At 66.3% G+C, this 16,180-nt stretch carries 16 protein-coding genes; 14 read left to right on the top strand and 2 right to left on the bottom strand.

Annotated elements, in window-relative coordinates; translation table 11 throughout:
- The first annotated feature begins 154 nt into the window (after positions 1–154).
- From ADT71_RS21615 to ADT71_RS21675, 14 genes are all read left to right on the top strand, one after another.
- Entirely contained in the window at positions 155–1,258 is a 1,104-nt protein-coding gene (locus ADT71_RS21615) for an ATP-binding protein (protein ID WP_369818320.1), read from the top strand.
- Positions 1,255–1,806, top strand: a complete 552-nt coding sequence (locus ADT71_RS21620) for a response regulator transcription factor (protein ID WP_054440180.1) — start codon at positions 1,255–1,257, stop codon at positions 1,804–1,806. The genes ADT71_RS21615 and ADT71_RS21620 overlap by 4 nt, the downstream gene beginning before the upstream one ends.
- Positions 1,807–1,893: 87 nt before the next feature.
- Positions 1,894–2,829: a LysR family transcriptional regulator gene (locus ADT71_RS21625; protein ID WP_054440382.1), complete on the top strand. Its 936-nt coding sequence runs from the start codon at positions 1,894–1,896 to the stop codon at positions 2,827–2,829.
- 101 nt (positions 2,830–2,930) lie between these two features.
- Complete coding sequence (locus ADT71_RS21630) at positions 2,931–4,166, top strand: amidohydrolase family protein (RefSeq protein ID WP_054440182.1); 1,236 nt, start codon at positions 2,931–2,933, stop codon at positions 4,164–4,166.
- 15 nt (positions 4,167–4,181) lie between these two features.
- On the top strand, positions 4,182–5,705 hold the full coding sequence (locus ADT71_RS21635) for a bifunctional 3-(3-hydroxy-phenyl)propionate/3-hydroxycinnamic acid hydroxylase (protein ID WP_054440385.1): 1,524 nt from the start codon (positions 4,182–4,184) through the stop codon (positions 5,703–5,705).
- On the top strand, positions 5,702–6,133 hold the full coding sequence (locus tag ADT71_RS21640; protein WP_054440184.1) for a heme-binding protein: 432 nt from the start codon (positions 5,702–5,704) through the stop codon (positions 6,131–6,133). Before ADT71_RS21635 ends, ADT71_RS21640 begins: the two co-directional genes overlap by 4 nt.
- A complete protein-coding gene (locus tag ADT71_RS21645) occupies positions 6,130–7,014 on the top strand; it encodes a VOC family protein (protein WP_054440186.1) in 885 nt (294 codons plus the stop codon). Before ADT71_RS21640 ends, ADT71_RS21645 begins: the two co-directional genes overlap by 4 nt.
- A 46-nt stretch (positions 7,015–7,060) precedes the next feature.
- On the top strand, positions 7,061–7,894 hold the full coding sequence (locus ADT71_RS21650; RefSeq protein WP_054440188.1) for a fumarylacetoacetate hydrolase family protein: 834 nt from the start codon (positions 7,061–7,063) through the stop codon (positions 7,892–7,894).
- A 60-nt stretch (positions 7,895–7,954) separates the two neighbouring features.
- The gene (locus ADT71_RS21655) at positions 7,955–10,291 is read left to right on the top strand and encodes a TonB-dependent receptor (RefSeq protein ID WP_054440190.1); all 2,337 of its coding nucleotides are present in this window, start codon (positions 7,955–7,957) and stop codon (positions 10,289–10,291) included.
- A 340-nt stretch (positions 10,292–10,631) separates the two neighbouring features.
- The gene (locus ADT71_RS35935; protein ID WP_369818322.1) at positions 10,632–10,700 is read left to right on the top strand and encodes a hypothetical protein; all 69 of its coding nucleotides are present in this window, start codon (positions 10,632–10,634) and stop codon (positions 10,698–10,700) included.
- 74 nt (positions 10,701–10,774) lie between these two features.
- The gene (locus ADT71_RS35940) at positions 10,775–11,365 is read left to right on the top strand and encodes an MBL fold metallo-hydrolase (RefSeq protein WP_369818323.1); all 591 of its coding nucleotides are present in this window, start codon (positions 10,775–10,777) and stop codon (positions 11,363–11,365) included.
- The gene (locus tag ADT71_RS21665) at positions 11,362–11,817 is read left to right on the top strand and encodes a hypothetical protein (RefSeq protein WP_054440193.1); all 456 of its coding nucleotides are present in this window, start codon (positions 11,362–11,364) and stop codon (positions 11,815–11,817) included. Before ADT71_RS35940 ends, ADT71_RS21665 begins: the two co-directional genes overlap by 4 nt.
- 127 nt (positions 11,818–11,944) lie before the next feature.
- Positions 11,945–12,673: an alpha/beta hydrolase gene (locus ADT71_RS21670; protein ID WP_231636093.1), complete on the top strand. Its 729-nt coding sequence runs from the start codon at positions 11,945–11,947 to the stop codon at positions 12,671–12,673.
- Positions 12,674–12,685: 12 nt separating this feature from the next.
- Positions 12,686–14,011 carry a family 1 glycosylhydrolase gene (locus tag ADT71_RS21675; RefSeq protein WP_054440196.1) on the top strand — a complete coding sequence of 442 codons (1,326 nt, stop codon included), beginning with the start codon at positions 12,686–12,688 and terminating at the stop codon, positions 14,009–14,011.
- Between the two features lie 118 nt (positions 14,012–14,129).
- Here the strand turns inward: ADT71_RS21675 and ADT71_RS21680 are convergent, their stop codons facing one another.
- Both ADT71_RS21680 and ADT71_RS21685 read right to left on the bottom strand, forming a co-directional pair.
- Positions 14,130–14,906 carry a DeoR/GlpR family DNA-binding transcription regulator gene (locus ADT71_RS21680; protein WP_054440198.1) on the bottom strand — a complete coding sequence of 259 codons (777 nt, stop codon included), beginning with the start codon at positions 14,904–14,906 and terminating at the stop codon, positions 14,130–14,132.
- A complete protein-coding gene (locus ADT71_RS21685; protein WP_156336735.1) occupies positions 14,879–16,180 on the bottom strand; it encodes an MFS transporter in 1,302 nt (433 codons plus the stop codon). The genes ADT71_RS21680 and ADT71_RS21685 overlap by 28 nt, the downstream gene beginning before the upstream one ends.

The raw sequence follows: 16,180 nt of genomic DNA on the forward strand, positions 1-16,180 counted from the left end.
GTGCTGCTGACGCAGTTGCGCTGGACGGCGGTGTTCGGCCAGCTCGCCACCATCGTCATCGTCTCGCAGGGACTGGGGGTCAGGCTGGAGCTGGCGCCGCTGCTGCTGGCGCCGCTCCTGCTGATCGTCGTCAATCTCGCATCGGCCAGCGTGGTTGCCGCCGCGGGACTTCACGCAGGGCGAGTTGTTCTCCGCGCTGATGGTCGACGTGATCGCGCTGTGCTGGCAGCTCTACCACAGCGGCGGCGCGACCAATCCCTTCACCTTCCTGTTCCTGCTCCAGATCGTGATCGCGGCGGTGATCCTCGACCTGGGATGGAGTTCGCTGGTCGCGATCAACGCCTGCCTCTGCATGTTGCTGCTGACGTTCTTCTACGTTCCGCTGCAATTGCCCGCCCGCTATGCCGAGCATCCCTTCGAGCTCTATATCTACGGCAGCCTGTTCTGCTTCGTGCTGGCAGCGGTGCTGCTGATCGTCTTCGTGGCGCGGCTCGACTTCACCCGGCGCGAGAGCGACGCCAAGCTGGCGGCACTGCGCCAGCAGGCGGTGGAGGAGGATCACATCATCCGCATGGGCCTGCTCGCTTCCGGCGCGGCGCATGAGCTTGGCACGCCGCTGTCCTCGATCTCGGTGATCCTGGGGGACTGGAGCCACCAGCCTGGCATCGCCGACGATCCCGACCTCGCGGCGGACCTTGCCGACGTGCGCCGCGAACTGGCGCGGTGCAAGAACATCGTCAGCGGCATCCTGATGTCGGCCGGGGAAATCCGGGGGGTGGCGCCGGCGGTGACGACCATGCGCGGGTTCATCGGCGAAATCCTCGAGGAATGGCGCGCGCGCATGCCCGGCGAGCTGCGCTTCATCGACCGCATAGCCGAGGATCGCCCGATCGTCTCCGATCCCGGCCTCAGGCAGGTGATCGGCAACGTGATCGACAATGCCGTCGAAGTTTCGCCCGACCTCGTGGTGATCGAGGCCTGGGTGGAGCACGGCGGGCTGGTGCTGACCGTGAGCGACCGGGGCCCCGGCTTCGCGGCGGACATGCTGCCCCGTGTCGGCCAGCCTTATGCTTCGACCAAGGGACGCGACGGCGGCGGGCTGGGGCTGTTCCTTGTCGTCAACGTGATCCGCAAGCTGGGCGGCAAGGTCGCGGTCGACAATCTGCCCGATGGCGGCGCAAGGGTGCAACTTGCCATTCCCCTTGCTACACTGGCCTACGAGCCCAGGAAGGGCGAGGACACAGCCGGGGCGCCATGACAGAAGCAGCAATGATCGATCCCGATGGCGCGAGCCTGCTGATCGTCGAGGATGATCCCACTTTCGCACGCACCCTGCGCCGCTCCTTCGAACGGCGCGGTTATCGCGTCAGCTCGGCCGGCAGCCCGGACGAGGCCGAGACGCTGAGCGAGGACGAAGTGTTCGACTATGCTGTGGTCGATCTCAAGCTCGGCGCGTCCTCGGGGCTGGCGGTCGTGCAGTCGCTTCACGCCCGTTCTCCCGAGACGCGGATCGTCGTGCTGACCGGCTACGCCTCGATCGCCACTGCGGTGGAGGCGATCAAGCTCGGCGCCTCGCACTATCTCGCCAAGCCCTCGAATACCGACGATATCGAGGCCGCCTTCACCAGCATCGAGGGCGACGCCAGCGTCCCGGTCGACGGGCGGCGCAGTTCGATCAAGACGCTGGAGTGGGAGTATATCCACCGCACTCTGGTGGAATGCGAATTCAACATATCCGAGGCCGCGCGCCGCCTCGGCCTTCATCGCCGGACGCTCGCCCGCAAGCTGGAAAAGCGCCAGATCTAGCCTTGGCGTCCTTCGTCCGGCTTGATCGGTTCCCGGATTGCCTCCAGATGCGAAAGCGAATGGATCGACGAGAGGGACGGGACCGGCATGGCGGATGAAACAGCGACGTCGCAGCCGCTTGCGCGTCTTCCCGCGATCGATCCCCGCGCGCTGATGACCTTTCGCACCGTTTGCGAGACCGGTTCGATCAGCGCGGCGGCGCGGGCGCTGAACCTGTCTCAGCCTTCCGTCTCCAATACCATCGCCCTGCTGGAGCGCCGCCTTGGCGTGACCCTGTTCGAGCGCCGGCGCGGCGGCATCGTCCTCACGCGGGAAGGCGAAGTGCTGCGCCGCCCGGCCGAGGCCATGGCGCGCCTGCTTTCCGACGCGGTGAGCGATGTGGAGCACGCCCGTCACCGCATTGCCGGGCCGCTGCGGATCGGGGGAACGCCGGGCGCCTTGCTCACCCTGCTTCCCGGCGCGATCATGCGGGTGGAGCAGGCGGTGGGAGATTTCGCTCTCAGCGCGGTCGAACGGCCGGACGAGCAGTTGCTCGACATGTTGCGCAAGGGGGAAATCGAACTGGCCTTCGTCACCACGCGCATCCAGAACGTGCCTTCGGACGTCGCGGAAGTGACCTGCGCGCGCGATCCCTTCGCGCTGATCGTCGGCCCGAGCCATGCCGACCTGGGGGAGCGTGTCTCGCTGCGCGATGTCGAGCACTATCCCTGGGTGCTGCCCGAGGCGCGCGGCGCGTTCCGGCGGCAGGTCGACGCGCTGTTCATCGCCGCCGGCGTCTCGGTGCCGCGCACGACGATCCGCTGCGATTCGCTGCTGACGACGCGGGCCATCGTGCGGGAGACCGACCGCGTCACGGTGCTGCCGCGCGCGGTCGCGCTGGACGGTGCGCCGGACGGTTCGATCCGCGCCATCGCCATCGAGGAAGCCGTTTTCGAACGCAGTGTCGGGGTGCTGCGCCTGGCCGGGCGGAGGCTGTCACCGCTGGCTGAAGCCATGCTTCATGCCTTGCCGGCCATTCCATAGTCTTTAGCTATGGCAAATCCAAAACTCATTATTTTACTTGAGGGCAGATAGAGCGCTAGAACCACTCTCAATCCGAACGACAAAAACCGGGAGAGAGAGCGATGCGGACCCTGATCCGCCAGGTTTCCATTTTCGACGGCAGCGGCAGCGCTCTCCAAACCGGCTCGGTGCTGGTGGACGGTGAGCGGATCGCCCGTCTTGCCTACGGCGCTGACGCGTTGGCGGATGAGCAGGCCGATCTGGTGATCGACGGGCACGGCATGACCCTGATGCCCGGACTGGTCGACGCGCATACGCACCTCACCTGGGGCTCCTCGGTCGAGAAGATCTACCACCAGTTCATCCTCCCGCCTGACGAGTTGAAGGTCGCGGCATGGCGCAATGCGCGGGTGCTGCTGGACCACGGCTTCACCTCGATCTATTCGGCCGGTGCGCTGGGTGACATGATCGAACCGGAGCTGGCGCAGGCCATTGCCGCGGGCGAAACGCCGGGGCCGCGCATGGTGCCCTCCACCCTCGAACGCAGCCCGGAAGGCGACGAAGGCGTCGAGACCGGAGACGTGTTCAACGGGCGCGGGCCCGAGGCGATGCGGCGGTTCGTGTCCTACTGCAAGGACGAGGGCGTAAAGTCGATCAAGCTGGTCGTCTCCGGCGAGGATGCGCTGAAGCCCGGCTCGGCGATGCAGGTGCTCTATACCCGTGAGGAAATGCTCGCCGCCGGCGAAGCGACCCGCGAGGCGGGCATGTGGATCGCCACTCACGCCTATTCGCCGGAAGCCATCGGCCTCGCTCTCGATGCCGGTGCGCGCATTCTCTACCACTGCTCCTTCGCGGACGCGGCGACCGTGGAGCGTATGGCGGCGGACAAGGACAAGTTCTTCTACGCGCCCGGTCCCGGCGTTTCGGTGGCCGCCATCGAGGCCAACCCGCCGCCGCATGTCGACATGACGCACATGAAGGCCAGCGCGCATGAGCGCATGGGCCTTGAAGGCAAGCTGGTGCCTGAACTCAAGGCGCGCGGCGTGCGCATCCTGACCGGCGGCGATTACGGTTTCCCGTTCAATCCGCATGGCCGCAATGCCCGCGATCTGGAGCATTTCGTCCAGTATTTCGGCTTCACACCCGCCGAAGCCCTGCGCTCCGCCACCCAGTACGGCGGCGAGTTGATGGGACTTGAGGTCGGGCTGGTGAAGGAGGGTTGGCTGGCCGACCTCCTGCTGGTCGACGGCGATCCCACGGCGGATGTCGCGGTGCTGCAGGACAAGGACCGGCTGAAGATGATCATGAAGGGCGGGGCGTTCCACAAGGCGCCTGCCGAGATCGAAGCAACCGAGTAACCAAGGGCTAAAATGATGTCGTACGACGTGGTTGTCGTAGGCTGCGGCCCTGTGGGCGCGCTGGCCGCGAACCTTCTCGGCCTGAAAGGGCTCAAGGTACTGGTTCTCGAACGGGAACTGGAACACTACCCGCTGCCGCGCGCGGTCCATCTCGATCACGAGATGATGCGCCTGTTCCAGTCCGCCGGCGTGATCGACCGCGTGCAGGGCGACATGATCGCCACCGACGGGCACCTCCATGTCGGCGCCGACCACGGCGTGATCCGCTACATGGGCACCGTGGGCAAGCCGCGCCCGTTCGGGTGGGCCAACGATTACTTCTTCTACCAGCCCGAACTCGAAGCGCACTTGCGCGAGGGGTTTGCGGACAGGGACAATGTTGAACTCGTGCTGGGCGCCACTTTCATCGGCCTTACGCAGGACGATGACGGTGTGACTGTCGACTACAGCGAGAATGGCGAGGCCGGCAGCGCCCGCGCCCGCTGGGTGATCGCCTGCGACGGGGCGCGCAGCTCTGTCCGCAAGGCACTGGGCGTCGGGCTGGACGATCTCGATTTCGAGGAGCCCTGGCTCGTCGTCGATGCCGAAGTGGAAGGCCCGGTTGCCTTCCCGCAGCTTTCCGGGGTGCCCGAGGGGGCCGATCTCCAGCGTCTTTCGGTGATGATGTGCGATCCCTCTCGCCCGGCCACCGTGGTCCCCGGCCGCCGCGACCATCGCCGCTGGGAGTTCATGCTGCTCCCCGGCGAGGATGACACCGCGATGATGGCGCCGGAAAAGGTAGCTGAACTGGTCGGCGCATGGATGGCCGATGTTCCGCACAGGATCGTGCGCGCCGCCACTTATCGCTTCCACGGGCTCGTCGCGCATCAGTGGCAGGTCGGCAACGTCTTCCTCGCCGGAGACGCCGCGCACCAGACGCCGCCGTTCTTCGGGCAGGGCATGTGCCATGGCCTGCGCGATGTCGCCAATCTGGCCTGGAAGATGGATGCGGTGGCCAATCACGGTGCCGCGCCTTCCGTGCTGGGCACCTATCAGCGTGAGCGCGATCCGCATGTCCGCGCGGTGATCGGCGCGGCTGTTGCTGCCGGCCGGTACATCTGCGAACTCGATCCTGTCGAGGCTGCCGCGCGCGATGCCCGCATCCGCGAGGAAGCTCGCCAGAAGGCCGGAGAGACAGCGCACGATCTGATCCCGGCCATCGCCGATGGCCTAGTTCTCGCGCAGACCTCCGGCGCAGGCGCGCGCTTCGTGCAGCCGGTGCTGACCGATGGCCGCAAGCTCGACGACCTGACCGGCGGCGACTGGCGCTTGTTCGTTCGCGACGATGCGGTGCCCGGCAGCGCAGAGGGCGTCACCCGCATTTCCGTCGGCACTCTGCCGGACAATGGCGCGGTCACCGCCTGGCTCGACGAACACCGCGCCGATGCCGTGCTGATCCGCCCCGATCACTACGTTTTCGGGACGGCCAGCCACAGCGCCGAAGACCTTCTTGCCGCCCGTGCGGCGCAGCTTTCCAGCCATCAGGAGCTTGCCGCATGACTCTCACGCTGGCTCAGGCCCAGACCATCGTCACCGGCACCCTCGCCGAAGCACGGGCACGCAATGCCAAGAGGCTGGCGGTGATCGTGCTCGACGCGGGCGCACACCCGGTCGCCTTCGCCCGCGAGGACGGGGCGAGCCTCTACCGTTTCGACATTGCCAAGGCCAAGGCCGAGGGCGCCGTGGGCATGGACGCGGATACCGCCGTGCTGGCCGAGCGGGCCAAGGGCAACCCGATCTTCTTTCAAAGCGTCACCGCTGCCGTCGGCGGCCGCATCGCGTTCTCGCCCGGGGGGGTAGTGATCCGCGATGCCACCGGCACCCTGATCGGCGCCGTAGGCGTCAGCGGTGACACGGGCGAGTGCGATGACCAGTGTGCCCGCGCCGGTATCCGCGCGGCGGGTCTTCTTCAGGAGCAAAAGCCATGAAACTGCGCAGCATCGAACTGGCGCTGCCCGATCCGGCCGCGGCCGCCACGTTCATGACCGAAATCTGGGGCATGGCCGACGCCGAAACGAAAGGCGATACGCATTATCTGCGCGGCTCCGGCCCGTTCCCCTACCTCGTCGCGTTCGAGAAGTCGGACGACGAGTTCGTCCGCTCGACCACCTTCGTCTGCACGGCCGGGGAACTGGAAGCGCTGAAGGCGCGCATTGCGGCTGCCGGTTGGATGGCAAGCCCGACCGTGAGCGAGGATCTCGGCGGCGGGCATGGCCTGCTGGTCGAACTGCCCGAAGGCACGATCCTGCGCTTCCTGGTGGATGCGGCGGAAGTCGAACCCGTCACCGGGCGCGACCTGCCGGTGAAGCTCACGCATGTGGTCTTCAACGCCGCCGATGCCGAAGCCTGCGGCCATGCGGTGGAGGACATTCTCGGCTTCCGCGTATCGGACCGTACCAAGGGCATGGTCTTCGTGCGCTGCAACGACAGCCACCATTCCACCGCCTTTGCCCGTGCCGGCTTTGCCTCGCTCAACCACGTCGCTTTCGAAATGGAGGACATGGATGCGGTGATGCGCGGGATCGGTCGCTTGCGCGATCACGCCCTGGTCCCCGCATGGGGGCCCGGCCGCCACGGCCCGGGCGCCAATGTCTACGCCTATTTCATCGCCCCGTTCGGCCCGGTGATCGAGTTCTCGACCGCCGTCGAAAAGGTACCGGAGGACTACAAAGCCGGGGCACCGGAAGACTGGACCTGGCCACCGAACCGCATCGACCAGTGGGGCATCTCGGACAAGGATTTCGATGGGCTTCGCCGCGCAGAGGAGCGCTTCCGCTTCCGCCGCGACTGGGAAGCCGCGCCGCTCTGACCATTTGACCGCCGCCGCAAGACACGCGGGGCAGGGGAGAATACGCATGAACCGTTACATCAGCTTCGAACGTCCCGATGGCACCAAGAGCTTCGGCCGCCTCGAAGGGGAAAACGTGATCGATCTCGGCGCATCCGGCAGTGACGCCTGGCTGAAGGACGTGCTGGCCGGCGATCTTGCCGCGCTGGCCGCGACGGGCGAATTCGCAGCCGATGCCGTCAAGCTGCTGCCCGTCGTTCCGAACCCGGAAAAGATCCTTTGCGTGGGCCTCAACTACGCCACTCACGTTGCCGAGACCGGCCGCGAGCAGAAGGAGCACCCGGCGATTTTCACCCGCTGGGCCGACAGCCTGATCGCTGACGGTGACGCCATGGTCCGCCCGCCCGAAAGCGAGCGCTTCGACTACGAGGGCGAACTGGCCGTCGTGATCGGCAAGGGCGGCCGCCGCATCGCGCCCGAAAACGCCTGGGAGCACGTTGCCGGTTTCGCGCCGTTCAACGACGGGTCTATCCGTGACTGGCAGCGCCACAACATCCAGTTCACGCCCGGCAAGACCTGGCCCGGCACCGGCGGCTTCGGTCCGTCGATGGTTGTCGCTGCCGATGTGGAAGACCTGGCCTCGCAGCGCGTGCAGACCCGAGTCAACGGCGAGCTGGTGCAGGATCAGCCGGTGTCGGACATGATCTGGGATATCCCCACGGTCATCGCCTACTGCTCGACTTTCACCGACCTCAAGCCCGGCGACGTGATCGCCAGCGGCACGCCCGGCGGCGTCGGCGATAAGCGCAAGCCTCCGCTTTACCTGAAGGCCGGCGACGCGGTGGAAGTGTCCATCGGCGTGATCGGCACACTGACCAACCCCGTCATCGACGAGACCTGACGGGTCGCAAAAACAGCCGGGAAACACCGGCAAAAACAATCCGTTTGGGGAGAGACCAACATGAACACCTTCATCAGCAAGTTCACTCTGCTTTCCGGTATCGCGCTCGGCGCGATCAGTGCGCCGGCCATGGCTCAGCAAGCGACGCAGGACACCGCGCCGCAGGCCGCCGAGACACCGGTGATTTCAGGCACGGACATCATCGTCACCGCATCGCGCCGGGCCGAGCGCCTGCAGGACGTGCCGATCGCCGTCTCGGCCATTAGCGGCGAGCAGCTTACCGAAGGCGGCTTCCAGAAGCTGACCGACATCCAGTACCAGTTCTCGGGCGTGCAGTTCGGTTCCTCGCCCAACGATTCCGGCTTCCGTCTGCGCGGCGTGGGTTCGGCGGGCGGATTCTCCAGTTCGTCGGAACAGAACGTCGGCACCGTGGTCGACAACGTCGTCATTCCCTTCGGCAACCCGATCAACAGCCTTGGCGATCTGGAGCGCGTCGAAGTGCTGAAGGGGCCGCAGGGCACGCAGTTCGGCAAGAACGCCTCGTCCGGCGTCATCAACATCACCACGAAGAAGCCCGACCCTTCGCACTTCTTCGGCAAGGCCTTCCTGAGCTATGCCGAACTGAACGAAGTGAACGCCAATGCCAGCGTCAACGTGCCGGTTTCGCAGAACTCGGCGCTGGCCGTGTTCGGCTTCTATCGCCGCAACGACGGCTTCCTCAAGAACGTCTACCGTGACGAGACCTGGGGCGGCGAGGAAAGCTACGGCGGCCGCGCCAAGTTCCTGTTCGAGCCCAGCGACGACCTGTCGATCTACCTGATCGGCGACTATTCGAAGATCAGCCGCAAGGGTCCGGGTCAGCTCTGGACGCTCAATCGCCTGCCGAGCTTCGCCAACCCGCTCATGGCGGCGCGCTTCGGCAACCTCTCGGCGCTTGGCGTGACGGCGGGCTTCGACAACAACAAGTCGGTCGAGGACTACGGCGGCTATTCGTCGGAGCAGAACTACGGCGCTTCGATGGAGATCAACTACGCGCTGGGCGAGTATAACCTGACCTCGATCACGGCCTACCGCCGGCTTGACGAAGGCCCGCAGGTCTTCGCGATCGACGGTTCGAGCGTCCCGGTCTTCACCGCCCAGCAGACCGGCACCGACCAGAGCTTCCTTTCGCAGGAACTGCGCATCAGCTCGCCCAGCGGCAGCCAGCTCGAATTCACCTCGGGCGTATATGCCTCGCGGCGCAAGGTGGGTGACGACAACGACTTCAACCGCGCCCAGCTTCGCCCGGCCAACCCGTTCGACAGCTTCATCGTCAGTATCTCGGGCGGGCAGGGCAATACCCAGACGCGGTCGGACTCGCTGGCAGCCTTCTTCGACGGGAAGTTCCACGTCTCCGACCAGTTCAGCCTGATCGGCGGCCTGCGCTATCAGTACGACTGGGTGAAGGCCTCGTACTTCTCGATCCTCGATCCCAACTTCACGCCGGGTACGCCAGCGGCAGACGGTTCCGGCTTCGTCCTGCCCTATACGCCCACCGCGCTGCAGACCGGCAGCACCAAGAAGGGTTCGTGGTCGGGCCGTGGCGGCGCCGAGTTCAAGATCACGCCTGACGTCATGCTGTTCGGCACCATCGCGCGTGGTTATCTCGGCCCGACGGTGACCTTCACCGGCCTCACCGGCACGCGCACCAATGTGAAGCCGCAGACCGTTCGCGACATCACCGTGGGCATCAAGTCGCAGCTCTTCGACCGTGCGGTGACCTTCAACGCCAACCTGTTCTACGACAAGTACAAGAACCTCCAGACATCGGTGTTCAACGGCGTGGAATTCGTGACCGAGAATGCCGGCGGCTTCACCGCCAAGGGCTTCGAGATCGATGCTTCCTGGCGGGTGAGCCCGGTGCTTTCGTTCAACGGCGGTTTCACGTATTCGGACACCAAGTTCACCGACTACGTGACTGCCTGCCCCGAGGACGTGAAGGCGGGATATGCCTGCTATCTGGCGGCGGACGGCGTCACCAGCCTGGTGCAGGCCAAGGGCGAACCGCTTTCGGGCGCGCCCAAGTACAGCGCTACTCTTGGCGCTGACGTGAAGCTGCCGATCAACGACAACCTCCAGTTCGATACTTCGGCCAACATCTACTACCGCAGCCGCGTGCAGTACGCGGTGGCCAATGCCTATGCCTATCAGGACGGTTACGGAACGATCGGCCTTTCCGCCGGGATCGGTCATCCGGACGGCAACTGGCGGATCGGCGCCTTCGTGCGCAACCTGCTCGACCAGCGCTTCCACGCCTCGGTAATCCACCTGCCCTTCGCGGACTCGGGCGCCTATGTGAACTGGCTGACCCGCGAAGGCCGCCGCACCATCGGCGTCCAGGTCGAAACGAAGTTCTGATCGTGTCCGGCCGAACCTTGCGAACAAGGTTCGGCCATATTCCCGAATGGCCCGCAAGAGGCCGCCGAAACAAGGGTGAAGATGCAGGTGAAACGCGCAATGACGGCACTGGCGCTCTCGGCAGTGGCGATCTCTTCCTTTCCCGCGCTTGCGGCCACAAGCTGCCCGGCGCTGCGCTGGACGACGCTGGGGACGGCGGGCGGCCCGGTCCCGACCGCCGAGCGTTCGGAGCCGGCCAATCTCCTCACCATCGGCGAGCGGCGGATACTCGTCGATACCGGTGACGGCACCGTGGACCAGCTTGCTCGCATCGGGCTGGACCTCGGCGCCCGTCGACACGGTGTTCATCAGCCACAACCATCTCGATCACACCGGCGGCCTCGCCGCAGTGATGGCCTGCGCTGGATGAACCAGTTTGCCGGTGTCCTGACGGTCTACGGCCCGGTCGGCACGCGGGCCGCTGTTGAAGGCATCGTCGCCTCCATGGCGACGCCGGGAAGCATCGGCTTCGGTCTCGGTACGCCGCCGCCGCGTCCGGCGGACTCGGTGCGGGTGATCGAACTCGCGGACGGGCAATCGCTCGATCTCGGCGCGGGCGCAGGCGTGAAGGTCGCCGCCAACAGTCATTTCGACCATGACGGCAAGCCCGATCCCGACAACGCCTCGCTGAGCTACCGTTTCGTGCTGGGCACGCGCAGCATTACCTACACCGGGGACACCGGCCCGAGCGCCGCGGTCACCGCGCTGGCGAAGGGCAGCGACATGTTCGTTTCCGAAGTCATCGCGCTCGATGCACTGCTCGGTGAAATCCGCGCGCGCCGCAAGGACGCCTCGCCCGAGATGCTGGCCGGGATGGAGCGCCATCTTTCGACGCATCACCTGCGGCCCGAGGCCGTGGGCGAGATCGCCGCGCAGGCCGGGGTCGGCCGGGTCGTGCTCACGCACTTCGCGGTCCCGCCCGGCCCGCTGCCGCAGTTCGAGCCGGCCATTCGCGCGGGGATCGCCGCGCGCTATCACGGGGCGGTCGATCTCGCCCGCGATCTGCAAAGCTTCGACCTGGGGTGCCGGCCATGAATATCGCAGCCCGGCTGCGGCGGGAGCAGCGCACCAGCGGGGTCATCAACCTCGTGCTGAGCGCGGCGTTCTTCCTCGGCGTGTTCGGGCTGGAAAACCGCCCCCTTCGTTTCGCCGCACCTGACAACCTGGCGCTCGACTTCCTGCCGCAGTCCGCCGCGATCGCTCTGATGTCTTCGCTGGTGCCGCTGCTGGTGGTTTCCGGCAGTCTGCGCAGGTCCGGAGGGCGGACCGGCGGAGGGGCCTTCATCGCGCGGACCGTGCTGAGCGTGGTGCTGGCGGGCCTTGCGAGCGCCGCGCTGCTGGCCGCGCTCTGCCTGTTCGGACCGTGGCGCGAGATCGGCTGGCTTGTCGCACTGGGCATGAAGCTGGTCTATGGCACCGCGCTGGGCGTGGCCGGCACGACATTCGCGCTCACCCGGCTGTTCGCACAAGGGAGTGAACCGGCATGAGCTCTGGTGAAACCGGGCGCGCCATCGCGGCGATGGGCACGAAGCTCGGCCCCGATATCGTGGCGCCTGCCGGGACCTGTTCGATGCCGAGCAGCAGGCGCTGGCCGCCCGGATTGCGCCGCTGTCGGTGGACTGCGCCTACGGCCCGGACCCGCGCAACCGGCTCGATCTCTACCGCGAGGGGGAGGCCGGGGGGCCGCGCCCCGTCGTCCTTTTCGTTCATGGCGGCGGGTTCCTTGTCGGCGACAAGGGCGGCGAAAGCGGCTGGGCGAATGCCCATGTCGGGCGCTGGGCAGCGGCGAACGGCATGGTGGGCGCGGTAATGAACTACCGGCTCGCCCCGGCGCACATGTGGCCCTCGGGCGCGGAAGACGTGGGTCTCGCGGTCGATTGGCTGCGGGCGAACGTCGCCGCGCATGGCGGCGATCCGGAGCGGATCTTCCTGCTCGGCACTTCGGCAGGCGCGGTCCATGTCTCCGCCTTCCTCAAGGCGCGTGAAGACCACGCGGCACTTGTGCGCGGCGCGGCGCTGCTCTCGGGCCTCTATGGCTTCACCCCGCTCGACGAGCGCGACATGCGCTATTACGGCCCGCAGGACTGCTACGACCTGCGCATGCCGATGGGCGCGGTGATGGCCACGGGCCTGCCGCTCATGGTCGCCTGCGCCGAGTTCGATCCGCCGCGTTTCCAGGCCGAATGGGCCAGCCTCCTGCAAGCCCGCCTCGGTCGCCACGGTCACTTGCCGCGCGCGCATTATGCCTCCGGGCACAACCACTACTCGATGGCCATGCATCTCGGCACGTCGGACCACCGGCTGTCGGACGAACTGCTTTCCTTTTTCGCCGATCTTTCCTGAGGGGCTTTCTCGATGACCAAGATACCCAATCTCGACCGCCGAAGCCTGCTTGCCGTGGGCGCGCTGGCAGCGGCTGCGCCGGTGATGGCGCATGCGGCCTCCAAGCGTCCGGCCCCGGCTTTCCCGAAAGGCTTCCTGTGGGGCGCCGCCACCGCGCCGCACCAGATCGAGGGCAACAACGTCTCCTCCGATCTCTGGTTCGTGGAGAACCAGAAGCCCACCGTCTTCGCCGAGCCCTCGGGCGACGCGGTGAACAGCTTGGAACTCTGGGCGACCGATCTCGATATCGTGAAGTCGCTGGCGCTCACGTCCTATCGCTTCGGCGTGGAATGGGCGCGGATCGAGCCGGAGAAGGGCCTGTTCTCTCAGGCCATGCTCGATCACTACAAGCGCATCGTCGAGGGCTGCCACGCGCGCGGGCTTGCGCCGCTGGTGACGTTCAACCACTTCACCGCGCCGCTCTGGTTCAGCGCGCAAGGGGGGTGGACCAACCCGGAATCGGCACAGCTCTTCGCCCGCTACTGCGACAAGGTGGCCCGCGCGATCGGTGCGGACATCGCCATGGCCATGACGCTGAATGAGCCGAATATCCTGCTCATTCTCAAGAACATCCTGCCGCCGCCGGTATGGGACATGCAGCGCCAGACCCTTGCCGCCGCCACCAAGCGCCTTGGCGTCGAGCGTTTCCTCTGCGCCAATGTCGCCGGTCGCGAGGATGTGGACGCCATCGTCGCCGGCCAGATGGCCGGGCACAAGGCCGCACGTGCCGCGATCAAGGCGGTACGCGGCGACTTGCCGGTGGGCTTCACGCTCTCGGTGCTGGATGACCAGGCTGCCGGCAAGAACTCCCTGCGCGACAAGGTCCGCGCCGAACTTTACGGCGGCTGGCTGGAGATCGCCAAGGGGGACGATTTCATCGGCGTGCAGAACTACGAGCGCGCGGTCTGGAACGACAAGGGCCGTCTGCCCGCGCCCGACGGCGCCGACCGCAACTGGTCCGGCACCGAAGTCTGGGCGCCGTCGCTGGCGGGCGCGGTGCGCTATGTCCACGCTGCCACGAAGGTTCCGGTGCTGGTCTCCGAACACGGCGTGGGCACCGAGGACGACACGCTGCGCGCGCGCTTCATTCCCGCCGCGCTGGAAGGGCTGAAGCAGGCCATGGATGATGGGGTGCCGGTGCTCGGCTACATGCACTGGTCGCTGCTGGACAATTACGAGTGGATTTTCGGCTATAAGCCCCACTTCGGCCTGTGCAGCGTGGACCGCACGACTTTCGCGCGGACGCCCAAGCCGAGCGCTTCGGTGCTGGGTGGGATTGCGAAGCGCAATTCGCTTTAAAGGGGAAGAGGAAAGGCAGGGGGGCAATACCCCCTGCACCCCCAATACTGTCGAGGTCAGACGGACCAACCGACTTCCGCTTACTGGCTGCGCCGCAAGGAGCGGACCTTCCTCTTCCTTAAACCACGATCACCTTCACCCCGAGATCCCGCAGCCGTTCAGCCATATCCTGCGGCACGCCCGCATCGGTGATGACCACGTCCACCTCGTCCAGCCCGCAGACGATCGCGCCCGAGGAGGAGCGGAACTTCGAGCTGTCGACCATGAGGATCACTTCCTCGGCCCGGTCCATGAACCGGCGCTCGGCAGCGACGAGGATCACGTCCTGCTGCATAACCCCCTGAGGTCCGACCGCCGCCGCGCCCATGAACAGCTTGGGCGCGTGGAAGCGCGGCATCGAATCCTCGCCCGCGGGCGCAAGGACGATGTTCTGTTCGCGGAATACCGTGCCTGACGGCAGCAGCACCCGCGTTCCGGTCTGCGGCAGCAGGGTGTGGACGATGTGCAGTGAGTTGGTCAGCACCTGCATGTCCAGCCCGTCGAGATAGGGACACATCTGAAGCGTGGTGGTGCCGCCGTCGATCATGATCCCCTCGCCGGGGCGGCAGAGCTGGGCGGCGGCGCGGCCGATGGCCTGCTTGGCGGGCAGGTTCTGGGTGATGGACTGCTCGAAGGGCGTGCCTGCCAGACCCTGGGGCCTGTCAGGCTTCTCGTCCTCGGGCAGCTTGGCGCCGCCGTGGACGCGCAGGATGCGGCCGGATTCCTCCAGCCGCGTCAGGTCGCGCCGGATCGTGGCCGGCGAGGCGTCGAGCTGGGCTTCGAGAGCACGGTAGCTCACGAAGCCCGTATCGGCGACGGCCTCGAGTATCAGGCGTTCGCGTTCCTCGGCGTGCATGCGACTTGTGCTTCCTTTTGAGTCCGGCCGGGATCGGCCTGTTCGGCTTCGAGCTGTTCTAGCGACTTGCCTTCGTTGCGCGGCGCCCAGAGTGCGCCGATGATCCCGCTGATGACAAGGAACCCGGTAAGAATCCAGGCAAGGTTCGTAAAGCCCGTGGCGTTGAGCATGGGCACGAAGAAGCTGAACACGCCCAGCGAGATGCGCACGATGGCAAAGCACACGCCCTGCGCGGTGGAGCGCAGCATGGTGGGGAACATCTCCGAGCTCCAGAGCTGGAAGAAGCTCTGCGCGCCGAAGCCGCCGCCGAATTGCAGCAGGAAGACATAGAGCAGCGCGACCGGGATCGTCAGCGGGAATACCGCCAGCAGCATCATGCCCGCGACCTGAATAACCGCGGAGACGATGAACAGCGTGCGCTGGTTCACCTTGTCCGACAGGCGCATGAAGATGAACGTCACCGAGATCATGGCAACGAAGAACGAGACCGCCTGAATGGCGACGCTCTGGGCCTGGGTGGCCGCGCCCATCGTGCGCAGGATATAGGGGAAGAAGAAGCCGTTGGTGCCGGCCCAGAGGTTCCAGAACCCGTACATGCCCACGAGCCCGAGGATCGAGGCGAGGTACTTGCCCTTGAACAGGCTGGAGACCGGCGGCCGCTTCACCTCGGATTTCTGGGCCTCCACCCAGCGTTCCGATTCCTTCATCTTCGAGCGCAGCAGGGTAAGGCCGAGCGCGATCACCACGAGGTGCGCGAAGACGATCCGCGCGCCGAGCACGCCGAGCGAAGTGAGCGCGAGGCTCATCAGCAGCACCACGACCGGGCCGAGATACCACAGCGCCTGCGCCACCCCGGAATGCTTGCCGCGCTTGTTGTCCGGCGCCTGTTCGGCGATCAGCGACCAGCTTGCGGGAATGTCCGCGCCCACGGCGAGCCCGACGATCAGGAAGCCGACCACGATCATCCACGGCGCTACCGCGAAGACCAGCATCGACATGCCCAGCGCGTAGATCAGCATGTCCCACTGGTAGATCTTCTTGCGGCCCAGCTTGTCACAGAGCCAGCCGCCGATCAGCGCACCCACGCCCGCGCCGATGGCGTTGGGGCCGAAGGCGGCGATCAGGCCGACGAAGTCGTTGGAGAGGTGGTAGCTTTCCTGCCAGAGCGCGAGCGCTGCCGAGCCGGCGACGATCGAGCCGGCGTCGATATAATTGGCGAGGCCGGCGAGTATGGTGTTGCGCCAGTTGTCCTCTTGTCCCGTGGTTTCAGTCAT

The sequence above is a fragment of the Novosphingobium sp. ST904 genome, from assembly GCF_001298105.1.
Classification (GTDB): Bacteria; Pseudomonadota; Alphaproteobacteria; order Sphingomonadales; family Sphingomonadaceae; genus Novosphingobium.